The 486-nt window shown below is 60.3% G+C and carries 1 protein-coding gene; it reads left to right on the forward strand.

The annotated features are described in order from the left end of the window. Nucleotides 1-105: 105 nt before the first annotated feature. A partial coding sequence (locus tag DVK06_RS17390; RefSeq protein WP_369333410.1) for an HAD-IIA family hydrolase occupies nt 106-486 on the forward strand: 381 nt, incomplete at its 3' end.

Raw genomic sequence — 486 nt, forward strand, 5'->3', positions numbered from 1 at the left:
TACTGTGGTATATGGTATGAATGAACATAATAATTCTCGCGGGCGAATAAACACAGTTGTTCTCGCGGGCGAACGTTCAACAGGAACGACTCCCTACCGAGAACGATGGAGTTCCGAGGTGTCGTCCTCGACGTGGACGGAACAGTAGTTCGTGGTGACGAAGCGATTCCCGGCGCGCTCGACGGGCTTTCGGCTATCGAGGCCGCCGGACTGGACCGCCTGTTCGTCTCGAACAACCCGACGAAAGCCCCGCCACTGTACGAAGCGCGACTCCGGGGGGCCGGTGTCGATGCGACCGCCGACGAAATCGTCACCTCCGGGACGACGACGACGGCGTATCTCGCCGACAACCATCCCGGTGCGCGGACTTTCTGTATCGGCGAATCGGGATTACACGACCAACTCAGAGACGCGGGTCTCGAACTCGTCGGCGCACACGACGACCCCGAAGTCGTCGTCGTTGCCATCGACCGCGAGTTCCACTAC

It is taken from the genome of Halorubrum sp. Atlit-28R (genome assembly GCF_003665955.1).
Classification (GTDB): domain Archaea; phylum Halobacteriota; class Halobacteria; order Halobacteriales; family Haloferacaceae; genus Halorubrum; species Halorubrum tropicale.